General features: G+C 63.0%; 27 protein-coding genes. 13 read left to right on the top strand and 14 right to left on the bottom strand.

The genetic code is table 11. The features are described 5' to 3' along the window. Positions 1-70: 70 nt before the first annotated feature. The gene (gene ettA / locus DS839_RS08875) at positions 71-1,726 is read left to right on the top strand and encodes an energy-dependent translational throttle protein EttA (protein ID WP_119269965.1); all 1,656 of its coding nucleotides are present in this window, start codon (positions 71-73) and stop codon (positions 1,724-1,726) included. Here the strand turns inward: ettA and cnbZ are convergent. Beyond that, positions 1,723-2,490 carry a 2-amino-5-chloromuconate deaminase CnbZ gene (cnbZ, locus tag DS839_RS08870; protein WP_119269964.1) on the bottom strand — a complete coding sequence of 256 codons (768 nt, stop codon included), beginning with the start codon at positions 2,488-2,490 and terminating at the stop codon, positions 1,723-1,725. The two genes, ettA and cnbZ, sit on opposite strands and share 4 nt — an antisense overlap. Before the next feature lie 150 nt (positions 2,491-2,640). On the opposite strand from cnbZ, the gene DS839_RS08865 reads away from it, so the two are divergent. Next, a complete protein-coding gene (locus tag DS839_RS08865; protein WP_119269963.1) occupies positions 2,641-3,270 on the top strand; it encodes an FMN-binding negative transcriptional regulator in 630 nt (209 codons plus the stop codon). 1 nt (position 3,271) lies between these two features. On the opposite strand, the gene DS839_RS08860 is transcribed toward DS839_RS08865, so the two are convergent. Both DS839_RS08860 and DS839_RS08855 read right to left on the bottom strand, forming a co-directional pair. Beyond that, positions 3,272-3,721 carry a DMT family transporter gene (locus DS839_RS08860; protein ID WP_368911389.1) on the bottom strand — a complete coding sequence of 150 codons (450 nt, stop codon included), beginning with the start codon at positions 3,719-3,721 and terminating at the stop codon, positions 3,272-3,274. Then, positions 3,718-4,233, bottom strand: a complete 516-nt coding sequence (locus tag DS839_RS08855) for a GNAT family N-acetyltransferase (protein ID WP_119269962.1) — start codon at positions 4,231-4,233, stop codon at positions 3,718-3,720. Before DS839_RS08855 ends, DS839_RS08860 begins: the two co-directional genes overlap by 4 nt. A gap of 38 nt (positions 4,234-4,271) precedes the next feature. Here DS839_RS08855 and DS839_RS08850 point away from each other — a divergent pair, with 38 nt between their 5' ends. Further along, entirely contained in the window at positions 4,272-4,841 is a 570-nt protein-coding gene (locus DS839_RS08850) for a helix-turn-helix domain-containing protein (protein WP_119269961.1), read from the top strand. A 54-nt stretch (positions 4,842-4,895) separates the two neighbouring features. Here the strand turns inward: DS839_RS08850 and DS839_RS08845 are convergent, their stop codons facing one another. After that, positions 4,896-5,561, bottom strand: coding sequence for a winged helix-turn-helix transcriptional regulator (locus tag DS839_RS08845; protein ID WP_119269960.1), 666 nt, complete (start codon positions 5,559-5,561; stop codon positions 4,896-4,898). 254 nt (positions 5,562-5,815) lie between these two features. Between DS839_RS08845 and DS839_RS08840 the strand changes: the two genes are divergently transcribed. Both DS839_RS08840 and tam read left to right on the top strand, forming a co-directional pair. Further along, positions 5,816-6,928 carry an acyl-CoA dehydrogenase family protein gene (locus DS839_RS08840; protein WP_368911483.1) on the top strand — a complete coding sequence of 371 codons (1,113 nt, stop codon included), beginning with the start codon at positions 5,816-5,818 and terminating at the stop codon, positions 6,926-6,928. Positions 6,929-7,015: 87 nt separating this feature from the next. Continuing rightward, positions 7,016-7,786: a trans-aconitate 2-methyltransferase gene (gene tam / locus DS839_RS08835; RefSeq protein WP_119269958.1), complete on the top strand. Its 771-nt coding sequence runs from the start codon at positions 7,016-7,018 to the stop codon at positions 7,784-7,786. 1 nt (position 7,787) lies between these two features. On the opposite strand, the gene DS839_RS08830 is transcribed toward tam, so the two are convergent. From DS839_RS08830 to DS839_RS08810, 5 genes are all read right to left on the bottom strand, one after another. After that, positions 7,788-8,255, bottom strand: coding sequence for a (R)-mandelonitrile lyase (locus DS839_RS08830; protein WP_119269957.1), 468 nt, complete (start codon positions 8,253-8,255; stop codon positions 7,788-7,790). Between the two features lie 110 nt (positions 8,256-8,365). Further along, positions 8,366-10,570 (bottom strand): aldehyde oxidoreductase molybdenum-binding subunit PaoC, encoded by a 2,205-nt coding sequence (gene paoC, locus DS839_RS08825; RefSeq protein WP_119269956.1) that lies wholly within the window; start codon positions 10,568-10,570, stop codon positions 8,366-8,368. A 3-nt stretch (positions 10,571-10,573) separates the two neighbouring features. After that, entirely contained in the window at positions 10,574-11,524 is a 951-nt protein-coding gene (locus DS839_RS08820; RefSeq protein ID WP_119269955.1) for an FAD binding domain-containing protein, read from the bottom strand. Continuing rightward, positions 11,521-12,156 carry an aldehyde dehydrogenase iron-sulfur subunit PaoA gene (gene paoA, locus DS839_RS08815; RefSeq protein ID WP_119269954.1) on the bottom strand — a complete coding sequence of 212 codons (636 nt, stop codon included), beginning with the start codon at positions 12,154-12,156 and terminating at the stop codon, positions 11,521-11,523. Before paoA ends, DS839_RS08820 begins: the two co-directional genes overlap by 4 nt. Positions 12,157-12,391: 235 nt before the next feature. Further along, positions 12,392-13,195 carry a carboxymuconolactone decarboxylase family protein gene (locus DS839_RS08810; protein ID WP_368911386.1) on the bottom strand — a complete coding sequence of 268 codons (804 nt, stop codon included), beginning with the start codon at positions 13,193-13,195 and terminating at the stop codon, positions 12,392-12,394. Positions 13,196-13,270: 75 nt separating this feature from the next. Between DS839_RS08810 and DS839_RS08805 the strand changes: the two genes are divergently transcribed. Beyond that, entirely contained in the window at positions 13,271-14,164 is an 894-nt protein-coding gene (locus DS839_RS08805) for a LysR family transcriptional regulator (protein WP_119269952.1), read from the top strand. Here the strand turns inward: DS839_RS08805 and DS839_RS08800 are convergent. Continuing rightward, positions 14,161-15,090 carry a lysophospholipid acyltransferase family protein gene (locus DS839_RS08800; RefSeq protein WP_162918403.1) on the bottom strand — a complete coding sequence of 310 codons (930 nt, stop codon included), beginning with the start codon at positions 15,088-15,090 and terminating at the stop codon, positions 14,161-14,163. The two genes, DS839_RS08805 and DS839_RS08800, sit on opposite strands and share 4 nt — an antisense overlap. 107 nt (positions 15,091-15,197) lie before the next feature. Between DS839_RS08800 and DS839_RS08795 the strand changes: the two genes are divergently transcribed. Then, entirely contained in the window at positions 15,198-15,851 is a 654-nt protein-coding gene (locus DS839_RS08795) for a glutathione S-transferase family protein (protein ID WP_162918402.1), read from the top strand. A 33-nt stretch (positions 15,852-15,884) separates the two neighbouring features. Here the strand turns inward: DS839_RS08795 and metF are convergent, their stop codons facing one another. After that, the gene (gene metF / locus DS839_RS08790; protein ID WP_119269950.1) at positions 15,885-16,751 is read right to left on the bottom strand and encodes a methylenetetrahydrofolate reductase [NAD(P)H]; all 867 of its coding nucleotides are present in this window, start codon (positions 16,749-16,751) and stop codon (positions 15,885-15,887) included. Further along, positions 16,748-17,752: an ArsR/SmtB family transcription factor gene (locus tag DS839_RS08785; RefSeq protein ID WP_119269949.1), complete on the bottom strand. Its 1,005-nt coding sequence runs from the start codon at positions 17,750-17,752 to the stop codon at positions 16,748-16,750. The genes metF and DS839_RS08785 overlap by 4 nt, the downstream gene beginning before the upstream one ends. Before the next feature lie 175 nt (positions 17,753-17,927). Here DS839_RS08785 and DS839_RS08780 point away from each other — a divergent pair, with 175 nt between their 5' ends. The 5 genes from DS839_RS08780 (at position 17,928) to DS839_RS08760 (ending at position 21,901) form a co-directional block, all read left to right on the top strand. Next, on the top strand, positions 17,928-19,154 hold the full coding sequence (locus tag DS839_RS08780; RefSeq protein ID WP_119269948.1) for an MlaA family lipoprotein: 1,227 nt from the start codon (positions 17,928-17,930) through the stop codon (positions 19,152-19,154). 11 nt (positions 19,155-19,165) lie between these two features. Beyond that, positions 19,166-19,747: an MlaC/ttg2D family ABC transporter substrate-binding protein gene (locus tag DS839_RS08775; RefSeq protein WP_119269947.1), complete on the top strand. Its 582-nt coding sequence runs from the start codon at positions 19,166-19,168 to the stop codon at positions 19,745-19,747. A 99-nt stretch (positions 19,748-19,846) separates the two neighbouring features. Then, complete coding sequence (locus tag DS839_RS08770) at positions 19,847-20,458, top strand: ABC transporter substrate-binding protein (protein WP_119269946.1); 612 nt, start codon at positions 19,847-19,849, stop codon at positions 20,456-20,458. Positions 20,459-20,528: 70 nt separating this feature from the next. After that, positions 20,529-21,137 (top strand): ABC transporter substrate-binding protein, encoded by a 609-nt coding sequence (locus DS839_RS08765; RefSeq protein ID WP_119269945.1) that lies wholly within the window; start codon positions 20,529-20,531, stop codon positions 21,135-21,137. A gap of 116 nt (positions 21,138-21,253) precedes the next feature. Next, complete coding sequence (locus DS839_RS08760) at positions 21,254-21,901, top strand: extensin-like domain-containing protein (protein WP_368911385.1); 648 nt, start codon at positions 21,254-21,256, stop codon at positions 21,899-21,901. Positions 21,902-21,928: 27 nt separating this feature from the next. Here DS839_RS08760 and DS839_RS08755 read toward each other — a convergent pair whose 3' ends face one another. Together DS839_RS08755 and DS839_RS08750 are read right to left on the bottom strand one after the other, a co-directional pair. Next, positions 21,929-22,546: a hypothetical protein gene (locus DS839_RS08755; protein ID WP_119269944.1), complete on the bottom strand. Its 618-nt coding sequence runs from the start codon at positions 22,544-22,546 to the stop codon at positions 21,929-21,931. A gap of 265 nt (positions 22,547-22,811) precedes the next feature. After that, complete coding sequence (locus DS839_RS08750) at positions 22,812-23,303, bottom strand: Ivy family c-type lysozyme inhibitor (RefSeq protein WP_162918401.1); 492 nt, start codon at positions 23,301-23,303, stop codon at positions 22,812-22,814. Positions 23,304-23,485: 182 nt separating this feature from the next. On the opposite strand from DS839_RS08750, the gene DS839_RS08745 reads away from it, so the two are divergent. Next, positions 23,486-25,096 carry a cation:proton antiporter domain-containing protein gene (locus DS839_RS08745; protein WP_119269942.1) on the top strand — a complete coding sequence of 537 codons (1,611 nt, stop codon included), beginning with the start codon at positions 23,486-23,488 and terminating at the stop codon, positions 25,094-25,096. Positions 25,097-25,098: the final 2 nt, after the last annotated feature.

Below are 25,098 nucleotides of genomic sequence, written 5' to 3'. Positions count from 1 at the left end.
AAACGTTGCATCAGGGGCCGGCATCGGTTAGAAGCCGGCCCAACTCCATTCATCGGTAAACGGAAATCTGATGGCGCGTCAGTTCATCTATCATATGCACGGCCTCTCCAAGGCCTATGCCGGCGGCAAGAAGGTCCTCGACAATATCAACCTGTCCTTCTACCCGGACGCCAAGATCGGCGTGCTCGGGCCCAATGGCTCAGGCAAGTCGACGCTGCTGCGCGTCATGGCGGGGCTCGACACCGAGTTTTCGGGCGAGGCCTGGGTGGCCGAAGGGGCCACCGTCGGCTATCTCGAGCAGGAGCCTGAGCTCGACCCGCAGCTCAACGTGCTGGGCAATGTCATGGAAGGGGTTGCGGCCAAGAAGGCCATTCTCGATGAATATAATGCCTTGATGGCGGATTATTCCGACGAGAATGCCGAAAAGGCGGCAGTGCTGCAGGACAAGATCGATGCCCAGAATCTGTGGGACCTCGACGCCCAAGTCGAGCAGGCGATGGACGCCATGCGCTGCCCGCCGGGCGAGGCTTCGATCGACAATCTCTCGGGCGGCGAGCGCCGCCGCGTCGCCCTCACCAAGTTGCTGCTGGCCAAGCCCGACCTTTTGCTCCTCGACGAGCCGACCAACCATCTCGATGCCGAAAGCGTCAACTGGCTCGAGCATCATTTGCGCGAATATCCGGGCGCCATCCTGATCGTCACCCATGACCGCTACTTCCTCGACAATGTGACGGGCTGGATTCTCGAGCTCGACCGCGGCCGCGGCATTCCCTATGAGGGCAACTACTCGGCCTATCTCGGCCAGAAAGCCAAGCGCTTCGCCCAGGAAGCGCGCGAGGATGCGGCGCGCCAGAAAGTGCTCGAGCGCGAGCAGGCCTGGATCGCCTCATCGCCCAAGGCGCGGCAGGCGAAATCCAAGGCCCGCTTCAAGGCCTATGATGAGCTGGTCAAGGCGAACGACGCCCGTCTCAAATCGACGACGGCGCAGATCATCATCCCGCCGGGCGAAAGGCTCGGCAACAATGTCATCGACATCGAGGGCCTGTCCAAGGCCTATGGCGAGCGGCTCCTCATCGACGATCTCTCCTTCAAGCTGCCGCCCGGCGGCATTGTCGGCGTGATCGGGCCGAACGGCGCCGGCAAGACCACCTTGTTTCGCATGCTGACCGGCCAGGAGACGCCGGACCAGGGCTCGGTCCAGATCGGCGAAAGCGTCAAGCTCGGCTATGTCGACCAGAGCCGCGACTCGCTCGATCCCAACAAGACGGTGTGGGAAGAGATCTCGGGCGGCAACGACATCATCTATCTCGGCAAGCGCGAGATCAATTCGCGCGCCTATACCGGCTCGTTCAACTTCAAGGGTGGCGACCAGCAGCAGAAGGTCGGCACGCTGTCGGGCGGCCAACGCAACCGGGTGCATCTTGCCAAGATGCTCAAATCGGGCGCCAATGTGCTGCTCCTCGACGAGCCGACGAACGATCTCGACACCGAGACGCTGGCGGCGCTCGAAGAGGCGCTGGAAGACTTTGCCGGCTGCGCCGTCATCATCAGCCACGACCGCATGTTCCTCGACCGGCTCGCGACCCACATGCTCTCCTTCGAGGGCGACAGCCATGTCGAATGGTTCGAGGGCAACTTCCAGGACTATGAGGAAGACAAGAAGCGCAGGCTGGGCGAGGATTCGGTCATGCCGAAGCGGATCAAGTACAAGCAGTTCGCGCGCTAAATCACCAATTCCTGGGTCATGCCGCGGCAGTCCATCTCGAATTCGAGATCGACGACCGGCGGGCGGGTGAAATGCCAGGTCAGTCCTGAGCGCGCGGCGCCGCGGCGGACGATCTCGTCCGCCAGGAAGGGATGGAGATCGTGGATGGTGTAGGCCTGGACGGCGCTGGTCGCTTCCCAGCCGACGCCGAGGCGCCTGAGCCTGCGCTCCATTTCACCCAGCACGAAGCGCGCCTTCTCGCGCAGGGCCTCCGGGCTGACATCGCCCAGGCGAATGATGTGATCGCGGTAGTTCGCTTTTCCCTCGACGGATTCGCCGCTGCCGGCGACGACGAAACCCGGCCTTTCGGTGGGACGCTGGATGGTAAAGGCGAAGGCATGGAATGACGGCTCGGAGGGCGGATCGATCGCCGGACAGACATTGGTGCGCGCCACGGGATTGGTCTCGCCATCGGAAATCCCCCAGCGCTGCAAGGTCTCGACATAGAGCCGGTTGAAGGCGCGGAAACCCGCTTCGTCAAAAGGTGCGGGCGAGCGCAATTCGCAGGCGCAGAAGGCGGCCAAGGGCCGGCCTTCCCGCTTGACGAACTGCTCGATAAGGCTGAAGCCTTGAGCTAATGGCGGATTGCCGCTCAATCTGACGCGCACCATGTCGAAGCCGGGCGCTGCGATGACGCCGGCGGAATATTGGAACACGCTCGGAATGTAGCGATAGCCGCCGGGCGCAAAGAGCGTGGTTTCCTGCCGTGCATCCGGCTTGTCCATGGAGTTCTCCCGAAGTGGTCGAGCTGCCAGCTTATCGTCCGGCGCCGGCGCCAGATAGCCGCCTTAAAGTGGCCTGTTCAAATTTTCAAATACTGGAGATTCATATCGGTCCACTTTCGCGCTAGCTTCGCGAAAACAAAGGACTCCGCCATGTATGTTCCGCCGGCCTTCCGCGAAGACGATCGCCAGATCCTGCATGAGGTGATGCGCGGCGCGCGCCTCAGCAATCTGGTGACCGCCACGGCCGAGGGCCTGATCGCGACGCCTTTGCCGCTGTTCCTCGTCGAGGCCGAAGGCGAGCAGGGCGTTCTCTACGGGCATGTCGCCCGGGCCAATCCGCAATGGACGATGCCGCCCATTGGCGAGGCGCTTGCCATCTTCATGGGCGCCGACGCCTATGTCACGCCCTCCTGGTATGCGTCCAAGATCGAGCATGGCAAGGTCGTGCCGACCTGGAACTACAGCGCGGTCCATGCCTATGGGCCGATCGAGTTCTTCGACGATGCGGCGCGGCTGCTCGATGTGGTGACGCGCCTCACCGAGCTTCACGAGAAGCCCCGCGCAGCACCCTGGGCGGTCAGCGACGCGCCCGAGCCCTTCATCAAAGCGCAGCTGCGCGGCATTGTCGGCTTGCGCCTGCCGATCACGAGGCTCGAGGGCAAGCGCAAGCTCAGCCAGAACAGAGCTGCGGCGGACCGGGCCGGCGTCGCCAAAGGGCTGGCGCAAAGCGAGCGGCCCGTGGAGCGCGTGGTCGCGACCCAGATCCCCGTTGAATCGTAGCTCAGAGGCCTTTCCGCAGGATAAGGATCACGCCGGCGACCAGGAACATCGCTCCGATCATGGGGACGATATTGGCCTTGAGACCACCAGCACCTGATCCCGCCGCGTCGGCGATCAGTCCGGCGACAAGCTGGCTCGAGACGAGGATGGCGATGGTCGATGCGGCGCCGATCTTCTGATAGCCGAGCAAACCGGCAAAGACGAAGAACGAGCCGAGCAATCCCGGGAGTAGGGCCCAAGCCTTCAGCGAGGCCGCCGCTTCGACGAAGCCGGACAGGCCGTTGCGGGCGAGAAGCAGGGCGGCGAGGCCCGTCAGGCCAACGGTCGAATTGATCACCAGGGTGATGAGAACCGTCGAGACGGACTGCGTGATGCGGACCATTAGGAGATTCTGCACGACCAGGGCGGCGCCGGCCATGATCAGAAGAAGGATGGTGGCGGGAGAGCTCACCTGTCGGGTCGGTCCCGCGTGTCGAGAGTGAGCTGCAGAAAGACCAGATCGAGCCAGGCGCCGAATTTGGCGCCCACTTCCTTGAGATGGCCGACTTGCTCGAAACCGAGCCTGCGATGAAGCCTGATCGACGTCTCGTTGCGGCCTTCGACGCCGGCGACCATCACATGCTTGCCGATGGAGCGGGCACGAAGGATGAGCTCATCCATCAGCGCCTTGCCTATCCCTGAGCCGCGCCGGTCCTTATGCACATAGACCGAATGCTCGACCGTGTGGCGATAGCCGTCCCAGGCGCGCCAGTCGCCGAAGGAGGCATAGCCCAGCACCGTCTGGCGATCATCGACGGCGACCAGGACCGGATAGAGCTGGCGCCGGCGCTCCGAAAGCCAGGCGGCGCGGTTGGCGGCATCGACCTTGATGTCGTTCCAGATGGCGGTCGTGTGGATGACGGCGTCATTGTAAATGGCGGTGATGCCGGCAATGTCGTCAGGTGTGGCGTCTCGGATAAGCATCTTGCTCTCCAGTAGAATTGTCTATTATAGTATAACATATGTCTACTAAATTGGATAGTCTGGATCGCCGCATCGGCGCCAGAATCCGCCTCGAACGTGAAAGCCGGGGCTGGTCGCTGACCGAGCTTGCGGAACGCTCCGGCGTGTCGCGCGCCATGGTCCACAAGATCGAGCGCGGCGAGAGCAGCCCGACCGCGACACTGCTGGCCAAGCTTTCAGGGGCCTTCAGTCTGACCATGTCGACGCTGATGGCACGGGCGGAAATGCAGGAAGGCCGGCTTCTGCGGAAGGAGGACCAGCCGGTGTGGATCGATCCGCAAAGCGGCTATGTGCGCCGGCATGTGTCGCCGCGCTCCGATATGCCGCTCGATCTCGTGCGCATCGAGCTTCCGCCCAGAACCGAAATTCCAATGCCGGCTTCGGCCTATGCCTTCCTGCGGCAATTGATCTGGGTCCTGAAGGGATCGCTGGTGTTCGTCGAGGGGGGCACGCGCCACGAGCTCGGCGAAGGCGACTGCCTGGAGCTCGGCCCGCCGGCCGATTGCATGTTCAAGAATGAGAGCGGCAAGCCTTGCGTCTATGCCGTCGTCGTTCTCGCGAATCGTTGAGTCGTTTTGCGCATCGGCTTATCCGAAAAGTCTGCAACTTTTCGGGCCGATGCTCTATGCCGCATCCGCGCCGACGCGGCTTTTCTCTTTGGCGAAAGGCGAGAGGCCCAGCCATTTCTGCATCGAGCGGGCGATCTTCGGATCGCCGACAAGGTCGAGCGCGCCAGCCTCCACTTCCTTCTGGACGGTGGAGACGCCCATCCAGATCGCGGTCATCGCCCTTAAGGATCCGGTGACGGTGAGATCGATCTCATGACCCGGATCGAGAAGGCACAGATCGACGACACCCTTGTCGATGACCAGCCACCAATGGCGGCGTGCATCGTCGAGCTCCGGATATTCGAAATGGATGGTGCAAGGCCTTTCTGGCAAGGGTGTTGGATCGAGAAACCGGCGCATGTCCCACATGAGGACGGTCGGATCGAGATTCTTGAGCGACAGCTTCGATTCCACCCAGCGCTGGCCCCAGATGCCGAGCGACATCACGAGCGGGCGCAAATCCTCGCCGGACTGGGTGAGCACATATTCGACGCTGCCTGAGGATTTGGCGCGGCGCGTGTGGATGATGCCCGCCTTCTGCAGCTCCTTGAGCCGCTTCGAGAGGAGGGTCGGCGACATGCGCGGCACCCCGCGCCGGATGTCGTTGAACCGCGTGCTGCCGCAGAGGATCTCGCGCATAACCAACGCCGTCCAGCGCGTGCAGAAGACCTCCGCCGCCATGGCGACCGGGCAGAACTGCCCGTAACTGCCTTGCTCCACCTGTGTCCTCCCGTCTCCGGGCCCTCGGTTGTGGACGCTACGATGGGCCCTGAGCCAGTGTCCAGTACAGTTTTGGGACCTCGCCGATGGCCGGTAGCGCCCACCATCGAGGAAGGAGTACAGTTTCGTGACTAGCCGCGCGAGGAGGCCAATGGAATGATCATGGGCGGAGAGGCGTTTCCCAGTTCGAGGTCATCATGGCTCAAGTTCAACCCATGCATTCCACCAGATCGCTCGACATTGTCGAGTTAGCAGAAAGGCTCGACCAGGGTTTTGCGGCCGATGCCGATGAAGACCGGTTCGTCGCCGACAATCTCAAGGCCCTCAAGGACGCAGGGCTTGTCGAAGCGGGCGTCCCCCAGGAATTGGGCGGGGGCGGCGCATCGATCGACGAGCTCGCCGAGATGCTGCGCGTGCTGGCGCATCATTGCGCCTCGACGGCTCTCGCCTTCTCCATGCACACGCATCAGGTCGCCATCCCCGCCTGGCGCTGGCGGCACCAGAAGGCAATGGCGGTCGAGCCGCTGCTCAAGCGGATCGCAGGCGAGCGCATCATGCTGCTGTCGAGCGGCGGATCCGACTGGATCTCAGGATCCGGCAAGGCCGAGAAGGTCGATGGCGGTTACCGCATCACCGCGCGCAAGGTCTTCACCTCGGCCGCACCCCTCGGCGATCTCCTGATGACCGGGGCCATTTGCGCGGAGACGGGCGAGGTCCTGCATTTCGGCATCCCGATGAATTCGCCGCATGTGAAGGTGCTCGACAATTGGCGCACCCTCGGCATGCGCGGCACCGGCTCGCATGACGTGATGATCGAAGGCCATGTCGTTCCCGATGCCGCGGTCGCGTTGCGGCGCAAGGCGGGCGAATGGCATCCGCTGTTCCAGATCATCGCCACCATCGCCTTTCCGCTCGTCTACTCCGTCTATCTGGGGGTCGCCGAGAGCGCGCGCGACATCGCCATAGGCCTCGCCAAGAAGCGGCGGCCCGACCGCCATGTGCTGGCGCTTGTCGGCGAGATGGAGACCGCATTGCGGGCAGCGCAAATGGCGCGGCAGTCGATGCTCGACGTGGTGCGGCGCAATGCGCCTTCGGCGGAGACGATCAATGACGTGATGATCGGCCGCCAGCTCGTCGGCCAGAATGTGCTGCGCGTCGCGGAGCTCGCCATCGAAGCGGCGGGCGGGGCCGGCTTCTATCGGGCGCAGAAGCTCGAGAAGCACTTCCGCGACATCCAGGGTGCCCGCTATCACCCGCTGCAATCGGGTCCGCAGGCCGAATATGCCGGCGCCATGGCGCTGGGACTCCCGATCGACAAGATATTCTGAGTCAAGAGAAGAGATCACAGTCAGGGCTTGTGGCTGGACTGCCCAAAGTCGACGTGATCCGAACCGTCAGCCATGCCATAGAAGGGCATGGCTGACTGGTCCTCCACCCAATATCTCAAATTCGCCGACGAGCGCACGCGCGCGGCGCGCGATCTCCTGGCGCAAGTGCCGCTGCAGGCGCCCCGCCTCGTCTATGATCTCGGCTGCGGGCCGGGCAACTCGACCGAGCTTTTGATCGCGCGCTATCCCGAGGCTCGCATCGTCGGCCTCGATTCATCGCCCGACATGCTGGCGAAGGCGCGCCAATCCTACCCGCATGCGCATTTCATCGAAGGCGACCTCGCCAGCTGGCGGCCGACGGAGGCGCCCGATCTCTTGTTCGCCAATGCGGTGTTCCAATGGGTGCCGGACCATCTCGAGGTGCTTGGCCGTCTCCTTGCGACACTCCCGGAGGGCGGTGTGCTCGCGGTGCAGATGCCCGACAATCTGGACGAGCCTTCGCACGTCGCCATGCGCGCAACGGCCGCCGAAGGGCCGTGGGCCGTGAAGCTCAGGAAGCTTGGACAGCCGCGCGATCGCCTGCCATCGCCTGCGACCTATTACGGCGCGCTGAAGCCGCAGGCGGCGCAGGTCGATATCTGGCACACGATCTACAACCACCCGCTCGCCGGGGCGGACGGCATCGTCGAATGGGTGAAGGGCACGGGCCTCAGGCCCTATATCGATCCGCTCGATCCGGATGAGCGCGAAGGCTATCTTGCCCGATATCGCACGCGCATCGCCGAAGCGTATCCGGCGGCGAGCGACGGCAAGGTGCTCTTGCGCTTTCCGCGACTGTTCATCGTCTGCGTGAAATAACTCAAGCTCCGTATTGCCCGTCGTTGACCTTTTCCAGCCAGTCGACGCTCTTTCCATCCAACGCCTCGGCGATGGCGATGTGGGTCATTGCCGTGGTGGCCGTCGCGCCATGCCAATGCTTCTCACCGGCAGGAATCCAGACGATATCGCCGGGACGGATCTCTTGCTTCGGACCTCCCTCGCTCTGCACCCAGCCGGAACCGGACGCGACGATGAGCGTCTGGCCAAGCGGATGCGTGTGCCATGCCGTGCGGGCACCCGGTTCGAAGGTGACGAAGGCGCCGCCGACACGACCCGGCTCGCTCGCCTTCCTGCTTCGCACCTTCCAGTGCTTCGCAGGACTGGAGACGGGAGCCCTCCGAAGCTTTAGCGAAGGAGGGTGAAACCGCATGTCGATCCGCACGGCGCCGGTGAAGTATTCCGTGGGACCGCCGGCGGAGGGTTGCGAGCCGCTTCTCTTGATCTCCATGGTTTCTATCCTTCGTTGCATTGCATGGGCAGCTCCGGACGCCGCCATCAGTCCGCCCGCGGCGGCAAGCATGGTCCTGCGAGTGATCATGACCTTCGCTGCGGATATGCTCATCCAATGCCCGGCAGGCGGTCGAGGAGCTTGTCGAGCGTGATCGGGTAGTCGCGCACGCGCACCCCCGTTGCGTTGTAGATGGCATTGGCGACGGCGGCACCGACGCCGCATATGCCGAGCTCGCCCACCCCCTTGGCCTTCATCGGCGAGGAAAGCGGATCGGTCTCGTCAAGGAAAACGACCTCCTGATGCGGGATGTCGGCATGGACCGGCACCTCGTAGCCGGCAAGATCATGATTGACGAAGAAGCCCAACCGCTTGTCGACGGCAAGTTCCTCCATGAGGGCGGCGCCCGCACCCATGGTCATGGCGCCGATCACCTGGCTTCGCGCCGCCTTGGGATTGAGGATGCGCCCGGCGGCGCAGACCGCAAGCATGCGCCTTATACGAATCTCCGCGGTGACAGCATCGACGCCGACTTCGACGAAATGCGCGCCGAAGGTCGACTGCTGGTACTTCTTGTCGAGATCGCCATATTCGATTGTATCCTCGGCGACGAGACCGTCTTTTCCCGCTGCCTCCGCGAGCGAGGCGCTGCGATTGCCGGAGCGGACCCGACCATCCTCGAATACGGCATCGGTGGAATTGAAACCGAGCTTCTGCGCCACCGCCTCGCGCAGCTTGACACAGGCGGCGAAGACGCCCGCGGTCGAGTTGTTGGCGCCCCATTGCCCGCCCGAGCCGGCCGATACCGGAAAGGTGGAGTCGCCGAGGCGCACGACCACCTTGTCAAGCGGCAGGCCCATCATCTCGGCTGCGGTTTGCGCAATGATCGTGTAGGTGCCCGTGCCGATGTCGGTCATGTCGGTCTCGACCGTCACAATGCCGCGCTCGTCGAGCCGGACACGCGCGGCCGATTTGGTGAGCAGGTTGTTGCGGAAGGCAGCCGCGACACCCATGCCCACCAGCCAGCGCCCGTCGCGGATGGCGCTGGGCGAGGGATCGCGCCCGTTCCAGCCGAAACGCTCGGCGCCGGTGCGCAGGCATTCGGCGAAATTTCGCTGCGAGAAGGGCCGCGCCGGATTTTCGGGATCGACCTCGGTGTCATTGCGGATGCGAAACTCGATTGGATCGAGCTTCAGCTTCTCGGCCATCTCGTCCATGGCGACCTCGAGCGCCATCATGCCCGGTGCCTCGCCGGGTGCCCGCATGGCATTGCCCTCGGGAAGATCGAGGACCGAAAGCCGCGTGGCAGTCATGCGGTTGGCGCCGGCATAGAGAAGGCGGGTCTGATAGGCCGCCGCCTCCGGTCCGCCATTCGGCAGGTCACCCGACCAGCTTTCATGACCTATGGCCGTGATCTTGCCGTCGGTTCCTGCACCGATGCGGACGCGCTGGATCGTCGCCGGCCGATGCGTGGTATTGTTGAACATGAACGGCCGCGGCAAGGCTACTTTCACCGGCTGCCGCACCGCGCGCGCACCGAGTGCCGCCAATATCGCATCGGCGCGCACGAAAAGCTTTCCGCCGAAGCCGCCGCCGATGAAGGGCGAGATCAGGCGGACATTCTCCTTAGGGATGCCGAGCGTTTTCGCCACATCTCCGGTGCTCCAGTCGATCATCTGGTTGGAGGTCCAGAGCGTGAGCTTGTCGCCATGCCAGGCGGCAATCGAGGCATGCGGCTCCATCATCGCATGCGCATGGTCGGGCGTGGTGTAGGTCTCATCGAGCGTGACGGGTGCCGAGGTGAAGGCGCCGGCGAAATCGCCGGTGGCGGTATCGGCCGGGCCGCCAAAGCCAGGCGCAGGCGCTGCAGAATCCTTCACCGCGGCGAGGTCGAAGGCGCCTTGTGCCGCGACATAGTCGACACGGACCAGTTGGGCCGCAGCCCGCGCGTCTTCGAAGGTCTCAGCGACCACGAGGGCGATCGCCTGGTGATAATGCTCGATATCCGGACCGCCGAGCAACCTCGCGGTGTTGAAGCTGCCCTTGTCGAGCCTGCCGGCGTTCTCCGCCGTGACGATGGCAAGCACTCCGGGCGCAGCCTTGGCTTCAGTCAGGTCGATCGCGGTTATCCGTCCCTTGGCGATGGCGGAGCCCACGACATAGCCATAGGCCGGATCGGACACGGCATCGTGGCGCTCATAGGCATAGGGCGCCGTGCCGGTGGCCTTGAGCGGCCCATCGATCCTGTCGGTGGGCTTGCCGATGACCTTGAGCCGGTCGATCGGATTGTTGATTGCGGGAGTGTCGAACTTCATGCTTCAGCCCCTTGCTTCGTTCAGGACCGCATCGAGGGTGCGCTCGACCAGCCGCAGCTTGAATGCGTTCTGCTGCGTGGGCCTGGCGCCGGCGAGCAGTTGCGCCGTGACGGCCTTGGCGCCGCGCGGCATGTCGGCCTCGGCCGCCTCGACGCGCCAGGGCTTGTGCGCCACGCCGCCCAAAGCCACACGTCCAGAGCCATCCTGCCGCACGATCGCGCCGACCGAGATCAGCGCAAAGGCGTAAGACGCGCGGTCGCGGACCTTGCGGTAGACATGCGTGCCGCCGAGAGGCTTGGGCAGCGTGACCGCGGTGATCAGCTCACCCGGTGCGAGTGCCGTCTCGATATGTGGCGTATCGCCGGGCAGCCGGTGGAACTCGGCAATGGGAATGGACCGCATCGTGCCGTCCGGCCGTACGGTCTCCACCGTCGCATCGAGCGCACGCAGCGCTACCGCCATGTCGCTCGGATGGGTCGCAATGCAAGCCTCGCTGGTGCCCATGACCGCGAGTTGGCGGCTGAAGCCGCCAATGGCGGCACAGCCGCTGCCGGGACGGCGTTTGTTGCACGGCTGGTTGGTGTCATAGAAATAGGGGCAGCGGGTGCGCTGAAGCAGGTTGCCGGCCGTCGTCGCCTTGTTGCGCAGCTGGCCTGATGCGCCGGCGAGCAGGGCCCGCGTGAGCAGGGCGTAGTCGCGCCGCACGCGTTCATCGGCGGCAAGATCGGTGTTGCGCACCAAGGCGCCGATGCGCAAGCCGCCATCAGGCGTCGGTTCGATCTTGTCGAGCGCCAGACCGTTCACATCGATCAGATGTGTCGGCGTCTCGATCTCGAGCTTCATCAAGTCGAGCAGATTGGTGCCGCCGGCAATGAACTTGGCGCCTTCCGTGCGCGACGCCAGCGCCGCCGCTTCGGCAGGCGAGTGGGCGCGCTCGTAGGTAAAGGGTCTCATGCCTTCCTCCCGGCGACCTCGGTGATCGCATCGATGATGTTGGAATAGGCGCCGCAACGGCAGATATTGCCGCTCATGCGCTCGCGGATCTCGGCGGCCGTCGCCTGCGGCCGCTCGATGAGGTCGGCGCTCGCATGGCTGGGGACGCCGGCCTCGATCTCGTGAAGCACGGCCACCGCCGAGCAGACTTGGCCTGGTGTGCAATAACCGCATTGAAATCCGTCATGCTTCACGAATGCGGCCTGCATCGGATGCATGTCGCGGGGCGTGCCCAGCCCTTCGATGGTGGTGATGCTGTCGCCTTCATGCATCACCGCCAGCGTCAGACAGGAATTGATCCGCTGGCCATTGACGATCACCGTGCAGGCGCCGCACTGGCCGTGATCGCAGCCTTTCTTCGTGCCGGCAAGATGCAAGTGCTCGCGCAATGCATCGAGCAGCGTGGTCCGCGTGTCGAGCGCCAGACTGCGGACCTCGCCGTTTATGGTGAACGAGACTTTCGGCATGGCGGGCGCTCCGACAGTAGTGGCTTGAGCGTTGGCCGTGGGCGCGGCGGCTGCTGTCACCGCGGCGGCAGCGGCTCCGATCATCAGGTCGCGCCGGGATATTTCGATTTCGGAAGACTCTTGCATGTCGTGATTTCCAATCTCTTCTTGGGCGGAGGCGGCGACGACGTGGACATTCGCCGTTGAACAGAATTTTCTCCCTGCCGATTGCATCATCTGCCAATCAGTCCTGTCGCGTTCACCGTCGAGTGTGCGTGCACATGTGAGGTTCATCTCCAGGTTTAATTAGTGGCCCGTTCGCGATAGCTCTTATGAGCAGGGCTCATGAAAACCGGACTGCACGTCATTACGGACACAGGAGTCACTTTGTCCGCGCCGCGAAGACTGATTTGGCCACCGGCAGTGCGGACATCGCTCGCGGCCAGCCGGCATAGAAAGCGATATGCGTGATGACTTCAGAGAGCTGGATTTGGGTCAGGCCGTTGTCCATGCCCCGGTTGAGGTGAAACGGCAGTTGTTCGCTCTGGCCTGCGGCGATCAACGCGGAGATCGTCACCAGGCTCCGGTCGCGGGGCGTGAGGTCGGCGCGCCGCCACAGATCGCCGAACAAGACACTGTTGGTGTAGCGGGCGAGCGCCGGCGCAATGGCGCCGACCTGGTCGTCGACGGCCACGGCGCGTTGCGCCTCGCCGGCTTCATCAAGAGAAAGAACCTCGCTCGATTCCGCTGCAAGCTGGTCGAGTTCGATCCCGCGCTTGGCAAAGACGTCCTTCGCAGCATCAACGGCCGATATCGCGCGCGGCCAGCCGGCGTAGAAGGCGAGATGGGTGATGGTCGCCGTGATCTCATCGGGCTTGACCCCATTATCGAGGCCACGATTGAAATGCCCGGTCATCTGGGCGGTATGGCCGCCGGCAATGAGAGCGGCAATGGTCACCATGCTGCGGTCCCGGGGCGCGAGCTCAGGGCGTCGCCACACATCGCCAAAGAGAATCTCATCGGTAAAGGCTGCGAGCGCCGGTGTGATTTCCTGCACAATGGCCGGCGCCACTTTTTGCGCGGCAGTTTTGCGTTCCTGCGCCTGTGCGGATGCGACGAGCGAGACGGCGGCGAGAATGGCAGTGAAAACTTTCATCGGGTCTCCGACACTCGAGTGATCGTTCAAGGGCGAAATCTAGGAATTGGGCCGGCCTGCGATTAGCTGGTATAATTCGCATGGACTTATGAGAGAGGCTCATGAATGCCGCGCGGAACCGTCAACGACCTTCTCGCCTTCCTCGCCGTTGCGCGGGAGCGAAGTTTTACCAGGGCTGCGGCGAAGCTCGGGGTTTCGCAATCGGCGCTAAGCCACACCATCAGGGAGCTTGAAGCCCGTCTCGGCGTTCGATTGCTGACCCGCACGACGCGCAGCGTTTCTCCGACGGAGGCGGGTGCCCGCCTGCTTCATGGCGTCGGGCCGCGGTTCGATGAGATCGAGGCCGAGCTTGAAGCCTTGAGCGAGTTGCGAGAGAAACCCGCCGGGACCATCCGGATCACGTCCGGCGATCATGCCGTTCAATCAGTCCTGTGGCGAAAGCTGGCAGATTTCCTGCCGAAGTATCCTGACATCAAGGTCGAGATCACTGTCGACTATGGCCTGATCGATATCGTTGCGCAGGGTTATGACGCCGGCGTGCGTTTCGGTGAGCAGGTCGCCAAGGACATGATAGCCGTGCGTATCGGACCCGACGTCCGCTTCGCGGCGGTCGCGGCGAAATCGTACTTCGCCCGGCACCCGCCACCAAAGACGCCGCAGGACTTGATCGGACATTCCTGCATCAATTTACGCCTGCCCACCTATGGCGGGCTCTATGCATGGGAGTTCGAAAAAGATGGCCGCGAGCTGAAAGTGCGCGTGGAAGGCCAACTCGTCCTCAACAGCATCTTCCAGATCCTCAATGCGGCGGTGGCGGGCCTCGGGATCGCTTATGTGCCGGAGGAAATGGTGCAGCCCTATCTGGCGAAGGGCGAGCTCAAACGGGTGCTGGAAGACTGGTGCCCCTATTGGTCGGGATATCACCTCTATTATCCGAGCCGCCGGCAATCTTCGCCGGCCTTTGCCCTCCTGGTGAACGCGCTGCGCTATCGGGCCTAGTCGTCTTCCTTCGGCACCCATTTGCGGATCTCGCGCAAATGGTGGTCGGGCTTGGCACCCTTGATATCACCGGGCTGTGCCAAGGCGAAAGTGCGCCGGCGCAACTCTTTCACCAGCTCGCCGCGGTCCTCGATATGGGCGATCTCGCTGAACGGGATGGGCGGACCCACCCGCATAGTGAGGCGTGTGCCCATGCGCCGCGCCGTCTCGCGGAAGACGAGCGACAGGCGCAACGTGTCGCTGATGTGACTCGCGAGCTGGAACAGCCGGCTGTTCTGGCCGACGAAGAAGACAGGGACGACGACGGCGCGTGACGCGCGGATGAGCTTCGCCGTGAACGGCGCCCAAGGCAATTCGACAGCCGGTCCCTTATGCGGCCGCTCGCTGGTCGACACGCCGCCACCCGGAAAGATGCCGATGGCGTGGCCGGCCCGCAGCCAGGATTGCGCCGTCAGGCGTGAACGCACATTGGTCTCGCGCGCGGTGCGCGTGCCGGCGAAATCGACGGGCAGCAGATTGTCGCGCGCCTCGGGAATCTGGCAGAGCACCGAATTGGCCAAAACCTTGGTGTCGGGCCGGACCAGCGTCGACAGCCAGGCGAGGCTGATGCCGTCCAGCACGCCATAGGGATGATTGGCGATGAAGACGACGGGACCATTCACCGGGCAGAGATCGAGCGAGGTGCGGTCGGTATCGATCGAGATGCGGAGCAGCCGCAAGGCGGTGGCGAAGAAGCTTTCGCCCGGCAGACGCTCCTTGTTGCGGTTGTCATAGAGCTTCTTGAGCTTGGCTTGGCCGCCGATCTTCTCGATGGCCTGGATGACGGTGCGCTGCAGCAAGGATTGATCGGCCGTCGAATAGGAAAACCGCACCGGTGCGTCGCCCGCTGTCCGATTCTTTTCCCCACGTCCGCTCTTGCGCGTCATTTTGCCATTCCCCGCATTACTCTCAGACGCCCATGCAGCACATGCAAGTGACATTTCCCGCAGAACTGTGGAAAATCACCATAAGCGGGGGTTTGGGAGGAGCTTGCATGTACAGACTTTATGGGCGCCCCGGATCGGGCTCAGTTGCGATCGAAGCCATACTCGAGGCAGCAGCGGTGCCTTATGAAGTCGAGCTCATCGAACGGTCATCCGACGGCCAGGCACCGTCGGAGAAGCTCACCCGTCTCAATCCCCTGGGTCAGGTGCCGGTGCTCATCCTGCCCGATGGCACGATCATGACCGAGTCGGCGGCCATCGCGCTCTATCTCGCCGACACGCACCGCGAAGCCGACCTGGCTCCGCCGCCCACATCGGCCGAGCGCGCCGCTTATCTGCGCTGGATGATCTATCTCGCCACCAATGTCTATATGACTGGCCTCGCCGCTTATTATCCGGACCGCTATACGAGCGACCAGAGCGGCGGCAAATGCGTCAAATCGGCAGCGCTCAACCGCATGGCCAGGGAATGGGACATCTATGCGCAAGCGCTTGGCGACAAGCCTTATATCCTTGGAGACAAGATGAGTGCGGCGGATATCTATGCCGCCATGCAGGCGACCTGGAATTTCGACGTCCCCGCCTTCTTCAAGAAGCATCCCAATCTGCGCGCCATGTACAATCGCGTGACGGCGCATCCGGCCATCGCCAAGGTGTGGGGCCGCAATGAGATGGAAGACTGGAAATACTGCCTGAAGAGCTGATCTGGATGGCCGCCTCGATGGGCGGCCATGGACTCACGCCGCTTCGGCCTCTTCGCCCAGGCCCACGACGCGGCAGATCGCATAGACGAGATCGGCGCGGTTCAGCGTATAGAAGTGGAAGCTTTCCACGCCCTCGCGGCGCAGGAAATCGATCTGCTCGGCGGCCACCATGGCCGCCACGAGATTGCGCGTTTCGGGATCGGCATCGAGGCCATGGAAGCGCTGGGCGAGGGCCGGCGGCAGGAAGGCACCGCATTTCGTCGCGAACTCCTTCACCTTGGCGAAATTGGTGATCGGCAGGATGCCCGGCACCAGCTCGATCTTGATGCCACGGGCAAAGACGCGGTCGCGGAAGCGCAGGAAGGCGGCATTGTTGAAGAAGAACTGGGAGAGGGCGCGCGTCGCGCCTTGCTCGGCCTTGTCGGCGAGAAAGGCCAGATCCTCCTCGATCGAAACCGCCTCCGGATGCTTTTCCGGATAGGCCGAGACCGAGACCTCGAAGGGAGCGATCGCGCGAATGCCGCGCACCAGATCGGCGGCATTGCGATAGCCCTCAGGATGCGGCACGAAGCGGCCGCCGACACCGCCCGGCGGATCGCCGCGCAAGGCCACGATGTGGCGGATGCCCGCCTGCCAATAGCCGCGCACAACCTCATCCACCTCATCGCGCGTGGCGCCGACGCAGGTGAGATGTGCTGCGGGCTGGAGCGAGGTGCGCTCGACGATGCCGTTGACCGTGCCCAAGGTGCGGTCCTGCGTGGTGCCGCCGGCGCCATAGGTGACCGAGACGAAAAGCGGCTTCATCTCCTCCAGCCGCTTGATGACCTTCCAGAATTGCTCGGAAGGCTCACCGGGCTTGGGCGGAAAGAACTCGAAAGACACTCGCGGCTTGCTGTTCACGCCAGATTTCCTTCCACTCGGTTTCTGGCGCTGCGGCCGGTTTTGGTGATGTCCTCGGCCGGGCGTTTCGCCAGCCACAGGGAAACGGTGAGCCCGGACGAGCCGTTGCTCCTGGGCGGCGGCAAGATCTTCTCCTGCATCACCTTGAGATCGGCGCGTTTCAGCCATGAGGCCATGATGTCGGGCGCTATGCCCAAGCGGCGATGCGCATGCTGGTCGCGCAGATGCTCGAGGTCATGCGGCGCGAAATCGACGATGAGCAGGCGACCGCCGGGCTTGAGAATGCGCGAGGCCTCGATCAAGGCGCGGCCAGGATCGTCGAGATAATGCAGCACCTGATGGATGGTCACGAAGTCGGCGCTGGCGCTTGGAAAGGGCAGGGCATAGATGTCGCTTTGACGCACCTGGGCGTGGCGCAGCCCCGAAGCCTCGAGATTGGCGCGCGCGATGATCAGCATCTCGCGGCTCTGATCGATGCCCGTGGCCTGCGCCGCCTGCGGCGCGAAGAGCGACAGGATGCGCCCGGTGCCGGTGCCGAGATCGAGGAAATTGCCCAGCGTATCGTCGCCCGCCATCTCGGCCATGGCGGCTTCGACGGCCGCCTCGCTCACATGCAGCGAGCGCAGCTTTTCCCAGTTCGCGGCATTGGCGCTGAAATAGGCCGAGGCGTTCTCGGCGCGCTGGCGGCGAATCTCCTCCATGCGGGCGATGTCGCTGACGAGCACCGAATCGGAGCCCGGAAGCAAGTCGACGATGGCCCGCGCCAAGGCGGCGCCGCGCGTCCCATCGCTCAGGCGGAAGAGCACCCAGCTTCCCTCCTTGTACCGCGAGAGGAGTCCGGCCTCGGACATCAACTTAAGGTGGCGGCTCACCCGCGGTTGGCTCTGCCCCAGGATCTGGGTCAGCTCGCTCACATTGAACTCACCGTGGGAAAGGACGAATAACAGCCTGAGCCGCGTCGTCTCGGCAATCGCGCGCATCCCGGCAAGAAGTTCATCCATGGGTCGATCCATTCAATATGCTCACATAAACATATCTTTATGTCAAAATCAACGTTAGGATGGTATTAACCTAAAAAAGGCCTAACTCACGTCCCATCGAAGTCATGAACAGTCACATAAATTGTCGTCGCGCTCTGGGAAAAATGCGCTAAGGTGAGGGGAAGCGGGAGTCGTGATGTTTCGGACGGTAAGCCACCGGAAGAATGTGCATTTGCGGCGCATGGCGACATGCGCCTGCTGCGCTGCGCTTTTGGCGCTGCTGCCGGCTGCAGCCTCGGCGGAGCGCAAGTCCGAGCGCGCTGGGATAACCCAGACCGTCCTCTCCCTCGCGTCGAATGAACAGAGCAGCAAGAAGAAGAAAAAGCAGCTCGCGGCGAAGAAGCTCGAGAGCAAGCAGGCATTGAAGATCGATCCCAAGGAGCAGGTTGCCAAGACCGATCGTCAGCCGGGTTTGAAGATCGATCCCCAGGAGCAGGTTTTCAAGACCGATCCCGGGGACGCCTTCACGTTCGATCCCGATCAGCAAGTTCTCAAGATTAATCTCAAGCCCAAGCAGTATGTTTATGAGATCGATCCCAAGCAGCGCGTGATCGTCGAGCCGGCCGCCACGGTGTCCGGCGTCGATGTCGTCGATGGCGTGCAGGTGCCGGGGGACCTGAATGAAACCGGCGGCGCAACCGGCGATCCCGAGAGTGTTCCCGGCGATCTCGTCGCGACGCAGAGTGATCCGCTCGAAGGCTTCAACCGCGTGATGTTCGGCTTCAACGATGTGGTCGATCGCGTGGTGCTTGAGCCCGCCGCGCGGGTCTACCGCGCCATTGTTCCGCCGCCGATACGCCGTGGCGTGACCAACGTCGTCAACAATCTGGCGACACCCGTCACGCTGACCAACGACATATTGCAGGGCAATCCGGAAGCGGCAGCCAACACGATCAAGCGCTTCATGGTCAACAGCACGCTGGGCATCGGCGGCATCTTCGATCATGCGACAGGCCTTGGTGAACCTTTCCATCGCGAAGATTTCGGCCAGACGCTCGGCACCTGGGGCATCAATGGCAATCCCTATATCGTGCTGCCGCTCCTCGGCCCCAGCAATCCGCGCGACATGGTCGGCAGGGTCGCCGACACGGCGGTCAATCCCATGACCTGGATTCTCTATGACGCGCCCTTCTGGGAGCGCTCGATCCCGATCGGCGTCGAGGTGGTGTCGGGGCGCGAGGCCATTCTCGACGATTATGACAGCCTGCGCAAAAATTCGCCCGATTTATACGCCAGCGTCCGCGACCTCTATGCGCAGAAACGGCAAGCCGAGATCGCCAACGAAGCCGCCGGATACAATCCGGGTACCGGCGCCTCCAGCCTGCCGCCATCAACCATCCCGCAATCCCTCAACCCCTATTGAGGATCGATACCATGACTGACATCGTCCGGCCCCTCAGCCGTCGTCTTTTCATGTCTCTGGCTCTGCCCTTGGCGTTGACCCCGTCGCTGGTGTTCGCGGCAACGTCGGCGGAAAGCTATGTCTCCAAGGTCGGCAACGGCGTCATCGCCGCCGCCCGGGCCAATTCGGTCAGCCAGTTCCGCTCGCTTCTCAGGTCCAATGCCGACATCGCGGCCATCGCGATCTACTCGCTCGGCCCCTATCGCAAAAGCCTCACCAATGACGTCAAGGCCGAATATTACAGCCTGGTCGAGAACTATATCGCCAGGGTCTTCCAGCAGTATGCCAAGAAGCTTGCCGGCCAGGGCCTTGAAGTGCAAGGCACCAAGGATGCGGGCGACAGCGTCCTGGTGAAGAGTGTTCTCAATATGGGCGGTGGCGGCGGCTCAGTGCCGGTCACCTGGCGGCTGGTCAAGCGCGGCGGCGGCTTCCGCATCTTCGATGTGAATGTCGACGGCATCTGGCTGGCATCGACCCAGAAGACGAATTTCGTCTCCGTTCTCAAGAAGAACAACGGCCAGATCTCCGCGCTCCTCGACTATCTGCGGAAGTAACCCCGTCATCGGAACTTCATCACGTCCCGGCTTGCCTGGCGACCGTCCTTTCTGGCAGAAATCTCGGCGCGAGAGAGGCATCAACTCGACGGATCAGGAATGAGCGATAAGGTTTTCCACGGGCGGTTGAGCCGCCGCGGCTTCATGGGCTTTGCATTGCTGCTGGCGACGACCACGCTTGCCGGACGCAAGGCTGAGGCGCTGTCACCCGCTGAGCAGTATGTCACCAGTGTCGGCAACAACGTCATCCGGCTCGCCAATAGCGGGGCGGGCAAGGCGGCGATGCGGCAGCGCTTCTCGAGCCTCATCAACCAGAATACCAATGTGCGCTCGGTGGGCCTCGTGGCGCTCGGGCCCTACCGCAAGGACCTGCCGCCCAGCATGGCGGGGGAATTCGTCAAGTTGGTGTCGTTCTACATGGCGGCCTTCTTCGTCTATTATGTCGACGAGTTCCAAGGCTCGAGCATCGAGATCAATTCCTCCAGCAAGCAGGGCAACACGACGATCGTCAACTCCTCGGTGCGCTTCAAGAACGGGTCGACGAGCCAGGTGCGCTGGCGCATTCTGGGCGGGGGCCAGGTGAGCGACATCAATGTCCGCGGCGTGTGGTTGTCGCTGCAGCTCAAGAAGCGCTTCACCGACGTGCTGAAGCGTTCCCAGGGCGATTTCAAGCAGCTGTTCGCGGAATTGCGCAGCGCGGAAAGCTGGTGAGGACCGCAGTTGACGAAATACAGTCGATTCCGTTACGTCTTTTCACTTGAGAAGGCTATCAAGGCGAATCATGGCTGAGTTTCCGAAGGGCAGGGTGGAGAGCCTCTCGCGGCGCGCCTTTATCAAGGCGGGCGCCGGATTGGCATGCGCCGGTCTCGCCGGAACGACGGCCCTTGCCGGCGACAAGAACCATCCTTCCGTCGCCTTCATGAGGAAGGTCGGCAGGGATCTGCTCGAGGCGCACCGTCAGGGAACCGTCTCCGCCTTCCTCAGCGTCATCCAGCGCTATGCCGATGTTCCCGAAATCGCGCTCTATTCGCTCGGCCAGTACAAGGCCAATCTCGTTTCCGCCCAGCGGCCACGCTATTTCCGCGGTGTGGCGGTGTTCATGTCGCGCTATTTCGCCGACCAGTCGCGGCAATATCCGATCGCCAAATATGAGGTGGGCGAGGCCGAGACCGACGGCAAGGATATCATGGTCTCGAGCCGGATCTATCTGATGTCGGGCCAGACCTACACGGTCAACTGGCGGCTGGTCTGGCGCAACAAGACCTACAAGGTCGCCGATGCGAAAGTGCTCGGCTTCTCGATGATCTATATGCAGCGGAGCATCTTTACCTCCTATCTGTCCAAGCGCAGAGGTGACCTGCTGCAGCTCATGAATGCCTTGGAAGGCTGATCCGGCCCCCCTAAACTTATTTTGACGGGATGACCGGCTCGAGGGCGGCCATGAAATCTCTATTAATCTTAAAATTCTAACCTCCGGGCGGGTCGGTTGCGTTCCGGAGTTGGTTCATGCGTATCGAGAGGCTCGTTGGGCTTTCCGTCGGCACGGCCGTCCTCGCCATGCTCTCCGCCTGCGGCGATGGATCAAAACAGTTCACGACCGAAGGCCTCATCGCACCTCCCATCTACTGCCTCACCGATCCGCGCATCCTGGGCGATGCCGAGAAGCTCGATCCGATCGACGAAGGCAATGGCTGCCAGGTGCCCAATCCCTGGCGCATGTATTCGGTGGCGGGCGTCACGCTCAGCCAGCCCGCCATCCTCAATTGCAGCGTCACCCAGCCCTTGCACGACTGGATGGGCGCCGTTGTCCAGCCGGCGGCGCAGGCGGCGTTCGGCGAGAATGTGACCGCGCTCGACATCGCCGGGTCCTATTCCTGCCGGGCCCGCAACAACAAGCGCGGTGCCCGCATGAGCGAGCACGGATTCGGCAACGCCATCGACATATCGAGCTTCACGCTCGCCGACGGCCGCAAGATCACGATCAAGCAGGGCTGGCGCGGCGAAGACGATGAAAGAACCTTCCTGCGCGAGATCCGCAAGGACGCCTGCGCCGAGTTCATGACCGTCCTCGGGCCGGGCTACAACCGGCAACACAACGATCACTTCCATCTCGATCTCGCCAACCGGCGCAGCGGCAAGGCTTATTGCGGTTGACTGGATGGATGGCCAGGCCGATGCGGGCTACTCCACCACGCCCGGCTTCTCGGTATTCACATATTTGAAGCTGGCCGGATCGAAGAACGGCGTGTCCTGGCCGAGCCACATATAGGCCAGCAGCACTTTGTCGATGACGACGAAATACTGGATCGCGTCATTCGTCGTGCCGTAGTCGCCGCAAGAGGCAAAGGGCTCGTCGGTGGCGAGCAGCTCTTCCATATAGGCCGCATTGGGCTCGTAATTATAGGTGTTGGACGCAAAGTCGAGATGAACGACGCAGCGTCCGATCTCCTTGGGATCGATCGAGGGGGCCGCGATATTGTGGATCAAGACGGAGGGTTTCTCGCCCTTCAAGGGCCAGAAGCGCGCGACCGGGCCGCCATGATCGCCGCCCCAGGACTGGATCAGCTCCTCGCGCTCATTGAGCGCATAGACGACCTTGGGCAGGTCCTTGGCTGTGCATTCCTGGTAGCGGAAGCTCAGCTGCTGACTGGGCTTGCCGTGGATGAGAATCGTCTGGTCCTTCCATTGGCAGCCGGGCAGCAAGGTGGCGTCGCCTTCCGTCCCGGTGGTCTCGGCATGGGCGCCGAGGGACAGCAACAGGATCCCGGCGCCCCATCCAAGCCATCTGGTCAACTGCATCGCTGCCAATTCCCACCTCGTCCAGAACTTGAGTCAAATCAGAGACTTGATGCCAATGCCTAAGATTTCGATTCAATGAAGCTAGCGCGCTTCCCGACGAGGTGGAATCACCTCGTCGAAAGGAATCGCGCCAGATTAATATGTTGGAGCAGATCCTTATCGCCAAAGTCTGCAACTTTGGCGGGATTTGCTCTACGCCTGATCGGGAAAAGTGGATACCGGTTTCCCACCCGTCAGACATTAAACTTAAGATTTTCGGCCGGCTCTACTGGAGCGCCTTGCTGTAGGCTTCCAGGAACTCATCGGCGTCGCGCGGGCAGCCGCCGCCTTCGTCGGGCGGATCGATATAACGGTCGAGGCTGAGCCCGATCCAATGTACCTGGCCCGGCACCGTGCCGAGATCGCCCTCTTTCGAGAAGAGACAGAGGGCGATGAGCCGGCCCGCGACCGAGATCGCCAGTGCGGCATTGTTGTTGCCGCAATTATGCGCCTCGCAGACCGTAGCGATGAGCCCGTCTTCCTGTAGAGCTATCGGCGTCCCGACATCGAGATTGTCGACCCAGTCCGCCGTGCCGGGTCCCGCCGTGTTGTCGAGCGCCGCCACGACCTTTGGATTCTCGAAGAAAGAATAACCGTCCACCACGTCAAAAGGATATTTCCCCGCATAAACGGACAAGTCCTCGGGGAGGTCGGCCGCATGGGCAAGGCCCGTACTGCAGGACACGCAAAGCAGGCCTATAAGCTTTGAAAGCTTCATGAAGAGAGCCGGTGGTTTGGGTATGGCGTCAGTCTAACCCACCGAATGTGGCAGCGCCGCGGCTATCGCGGTTTTTCGCACAACTCATTGTCATCACGCCATAGTTTGCTTGTTCCGCCGGGGCACGCGCGGCCATAATCCAACTTTGTCCCGCAAGCAAGAGGGGAGACCACTCGTCCCGCATGCCGCATGAAACGCCGCTTATCGCCACGATCGTCATCGGCCTCGGCCTCGCTTTCATCCTCGGCGCCATCGCCAACCGGTTCAAGATACCGCCGCTCGTCGGCTACCTGGTCGCCGGCATCCTGGTCGGGCCGTTCACCCCGGGCTTCGTGGCCGATCAGGCGCTGGCGCCGCAACTGGCCGAGATCGGCGTCATCCTGCTCATGTTCGGCGTGGGCTTGCATTTCTCCCTGAAGGATCTCCTGTCGGTCAGGGCGATAGCGGTCCCGGGCGCCATCGTTCAGATCGCCATCGCCACCGCCATGGGCACAGCCATAGCCTGGTGGCTCGGCTGGGCGCCGGCGGCAGGCCTCGTCTTCGGGCTTGCCTTGTCGGTGGCGAGCACCGTCGTGCTGCTCAGGGCCCTGCAGGAACGGCGCATCCTCGAGACCGAGCGCGGCCGCATCGCCGTCGGCTGGCTCATCGTCGAAGACCTGGCGATGGTGCTGGCGCTGGTCCTGCTGCCGGCGCTCGCCCAGGTCATTCAATCGGGCGGCGAGGCGTCGCATGCCGATCCCATCGCCGAGTATCTGGGGCTCGGTCTCGCGGGCGTGCTCATCCTCACCTTCGTCAAGGTGGCGCTGTTCGTGGCGCTGATGCTGATCGTCGGCCGCAAGCTCATCCCCTGGCTTCTGCATTATGTCGCCCATACCGGCTCACGCGAGCTGTTCCGGCTCGCGGTCCTCGCCATAGCGCTCGGCGTCGCTTTCGGCGCCGCCAAGCTCTTCGGCGTGTCGCTGGCACTCGGCGCCTTCTTCGCCGGCATGATCCTGAGCGAATCGCAGCTCAGTCAGCGCGCGGCGGAGGAATCACTGCCGTTGCGCGATGCCTTCGCGGTGCTGTTCTTCGTCTCGGCCGGCATGCTGTTCGATCCGATGAGCCTCTTGCGCGATCCCTTGCCAATGGTGGCGACCCTCTTCGTCATCGTGATCGGCAAATCGCTTGCCGCCTTCCTGATCGTGCTCGCATTCCGTCATCCGCTAATGACGGCGCTCACCATCTCGGCGAGCCTCGCCCAGATCGGCGAATTCTCCTTCATCCTCGCGGATGTGGGCCGCGATCTGGGGCTCATCCCGGCCGAGGCACGCGACCTCATCCTCGCCGGCGCGATCCTGTCGATCGTGCTCAATCCGCTGGCCTTCACCGCGCTCGATCTCTGGAAGGCGCGTTTCGACCGGAAGGCGCCGGCCGGGGCTGCGAGCGCGCCCGCCGATCCGGACGATGATCTCACCGCCACGTCTCTCAACGACCATATCGTGCTTATCGGGCATGGCCGCGTCGGCAGCATCGTGAGCGCGGCGCTCAAGCAAAAGGAGGCGGCCTTCCTTGTCATCGAGGATGCAAGCCCGCGGGCGGCGGGGCTCCGGGAAAAGGGCATCGAAGTCATCCCCGCCCATGCGGCCAAGGCCGAAACGCTCGCCGCCGCCAATATCGCGGGCGCGCGCCTCGTCATCCTCGCCATTCCCAACGGCTTCGAGGCGGGGAGCGACTATCTGGGGTGTCAAGTTGCATTTGCATATTGCGCTCGCGCATCGCGTGCTTTGGCATTGAGGCGGACGAGAAGCTTGTGAGC

This window comes from Taklimakanibacter deserti, assembly GCA_003574785.1.
This window is presented reverse-complemented; position numbering and strand designations above follow the sequence as displayed.

Excerpts from the sequence above, each read along its gene's own strand:
- ettA (WP_119269965.1), top strand. The coding sequence starts at position 71 with ATGGCGCGTCAGTTCATCTATCATATGCACGGCCTCTCCAAGGCCTAT.
- cnbZ (WP_119269964.1), bottom strand. The coding sequence starts at position 2,490 with ATGGACAAGCCGGATGCACGGCAGGAAACCACGCTCTTTGCGCCCGGC.
- DS839_RS08865 (WP_119269963.1), top strand. The coding sequence starts at position 2,641 with ATGTATGTTCCGCCGGCCTTCCGCGAAGACGATCGCCAGATCCTGCAT.
- DS839_RS08855 (WP_119269962.1), bottom strand. The coding sequence starts at position 4,233 with ATGCTTATCCGAGACGCCACACCTGACGACATTGCCGGCATCACCGCC.
- DS839_RS08850 (WP_119269961.1), top strand. The coding sequence starts at position 4,272 with ATGTCTACTAAATTGGATAGTCTGGATCGCCGCATCGGCGCCAGAATC.
- DS839_RS08845 (WP_119269960.1), bottom strand. The coding sequence starts at position 5,561 with ATGGCGGCGGAGGTCTTCTGCACGCGCTGGACGGCGTTGGTTATGCGC.
- DS839_RS08840 (WP_368911483.1), top strand. The coding sequence starts at position 5,816 with ATGCATTCCACCAGATCGCTCGACATTGTCGAGTTAGCAGAAAGGCTC.
- tam (WP_119269958.1), top strand. The coding sequence starts at position 7,016 with ATGGCTGACTGGTCCTCCACCCAATATCTCAAATTCGCCGACGAGCGC.
- DS839_RS08830 (WP_119269957.1), bottom strand. The coding sequence starts at position 8,255 with ATGGAGATCAAGAGAAGCGGCTCGCAACCCTCCGCCGGCGGTCCCACG.
- paoC (WP_119269956.1), bottom strand. The coding sequence starts at position 10,570 with ATGAAGTTCGACACTCCCGCAATCAACAATCCGATCGACCGGCTCAAG.
- DS839_RS08820 (WP_119269955.1), bottom strand. The coding sequence starts at position 11,524 with ATGAGACCCTTTACCTACGAGCGCGCCCACTCGCCTGCCGAAGCGGCG.
- paoA (WP_119269954.1), bottom strand. The coding sequence starts at position 12,156 with ATGCAAGAGTCTTCCGAAATCGAAATATCCCGGCGCGACCTGATGATC.
- DS839_RS08805 (WP_119269952.1), top strand. The coding sequence starts at position 13,271 with ATGCCGCGCGGAACCGTCAACGACCTTCTCGCCTTCCTCGCCGTTGCG.
- DS839_RS08800 (WP_162918403.1), bottom strand. The coding sequence starts at position 15,090 with ATGACGCGCAAGAGCGGACGTGGGGAAAAGAATCGGACAGCGGGCGAC.
- DS839_RS08795 (WP_162918402.1), top strand. The coding sequence starts at position 15,198 with ATGTACAGACTTTATGGGCGCCCCGGATCGGGCTCAGTTGCGATCGAA.
- DS839_RS08785 (WP_119269949.1), bottom strand. The coding sequence starts at position 17,752 with ATGGATGAACTTCTTGCCGGGATGCGCGCGATTGCCGAGACGACGCGG.
- DS839_RS08780 (WP_119269948.1), top strand. The coding sequence starts at position 17,928 with ATGTTTCGGACGGTAAGCCACCGGAAGAATGTGCATTTGCGGCGCATG.
- DS839_RS08775 (WP_119269947.1), top strand. The coding sequence starts at position 19,166 with ATGACTGACATCGTCCGGCCCCTCAGCCGTCGTCTTTTCATGTCTCTG.
- DS839_RS08770 (WP_119269946.1), top strand. The coding sequence starts at position 19,847 with ATGAGCGATAAGGTTTTCCACGGGCGGTTGAGCCGCCGCGGCTTCATG.
- DS839_RS08765 (WP_119269945.1), top strand. The coding sequence starts at position 20,529 with ATGGCTGAGTTTCCGAAGGGCAGGGTGGAGAGCCTCTCGCGGCGCGCC.
- DS839_RS08760 (WP_368911385.1), top strand. The coding sequence starts at position 21,254 with ATGCGTATCGAGAGGCTCGTTGGGCTTTCCGTCGGCACGGCCGTCCTC.
- DS839_RS08755 (WP_119269944.1), bottom strand. The coding sequence starts at position 22,546 with ATGCAGTTGACCAGATGGCTTGGATGGGGCGCCGGGATCCTGTTGCTG.
- DS839_RS08750 (WP_162918401.1), bottom strand. The coding sequence starts at position 23,303 with ATGAAGCTTTCAAAGCTTATAGGCCTGCTTTGCGTGTCCTGCAGTACG.
- DS839_RS08745 (WP_119269942.1), top strand. The coding sequence starts at position 23,486 with ATGCCGCATGAAACGCCGCTTATCGCCACGATCGTCATCGGCCTCGGC.